Genomic DNA, 978 nt, shown 5'->3' with positions numbered 1-978 from the left:
ATCTCGGTGATCTGCCACAACCTGTCGGGTTCCTGCTCGTCGTCGCCGCCCGGGCGGGGCTCGTCGTGGTCGCAGCCGCACGCGTCGCTCATCCGGTCACCGCCGCTCCGGCGGAGTCCGTGCCGTAGTTGGGGCACAGTGTCACCGCGTTCCCGGTGGCGGTGAGGAGGGTTTCTGCCGAGGCGAGCAGATCCAACAGTTCCGGTCGGGCGAGTGAATAGAAGACCTGCCGCCCTTCGGGGCGACCGATCACCAACCCGCAGTCGCGCAGGCACGCCATGTGCGCCGACACCGTCGACTGGGCCAGCCCCAGCTCGCTCACCAGGTCTGCTACACGCGATTCCCCATCGGCGAGTCGGCGCACGATAGCCAACCTAGTGGCATCGGAAAGGCTGTGGAACAACGCCACTGCGGCATCGACCGTAGACCCGGTGCGGCCGACCGGACACGCCCCTCTATTGATCGTCATGCACCGATGATAGCACCGTATGGCAGTATGATCGCTCGTGGACGATTCGAGCGGCAGGGGCGGGACGAAGTGACACGCCCTGCGGCGAACGATCCGATGCCCACAACTACTATGGGTCGTAGTATTTCGACTTCAGGCTCACGCCTACGCTTCACGCATCGTCCGGAGGAATGGGTGGGGCCGGTCCGTCAAGGTCTCGATTGTTCTGATCGCCGCTCTCGCGGTAGCTCTCGCGTCGTTCGTTTTCTGGATCTCGAACAACTCCGGGCATCGGCGGCGGACGAGGAAGACGCTGGGGACCCGCAACGAATCGAGAAGGTAGCTGCATGAGCCGAGCATTGAAGATTTCCTTGTCCCTGGTGGTCGTGTTCGCCGCCGCGTTGGCTCTGTTTCTGGTGGTGGACAGATCGGGGTCACCGGACGCCGCGGCCGCTGAGCAGGCTGCCATCGACCCGGCTTCGATCGCGGTGCGCGAGAACAGTCATCGATTGAACTCGGTGCCCGACGGC

At 64.4% G+C, this 978-nt stretch carries 1 protein-coding gene and 1 pseudogene; one reads left to right on the top strand and one right to left on the bottom strand.

From position 1 onward, the window contains the following. Positions 1-88: 88 nt before the first annotated feature. Positions 89-469 (bottom strand): ArsR/SmtB family transcription factor, encoded by a 381-nt coding sequence (locus tag A2J03_RS12015; protein ID WP_068049649.1) that lies wholly within the window; start codon positions 467-469, stop codon positions 89-91. Positions 470-795: 326 nt separating this feature from the next. Here A2J03_RS12015 and A2J03_RS12005 point away from each other — a divergent pair. Beyond that, positions 796-978, top strand: a pseudogene (locus A2J03_RS12005) (thioredoxin); the annotation flags it as partial.

Source organism: Rhodococcus sp. EPR-157, from assembly GCF_001647195.1.
GTDB lineage: Bacteria > Actinomycetota > Actinomycetes > Mycobacteriales > Mycobacteriaceae > Rhodococcoides.
Note: the sequence above shows the minus strand (reverse complement) of the source record. Positions and strands in the feature narration are given on the sequence as shown.

What these genes read in the sequence shown, in the direction of transcription:
- A2J03_RS12015 (WP_068049649.1), bottom strand. Translation starts at nt 469, where the DNA reads ATGACGATCAATAGAGGGGCGTGTCCGGTCGGCCGCACCGGGTCTACG.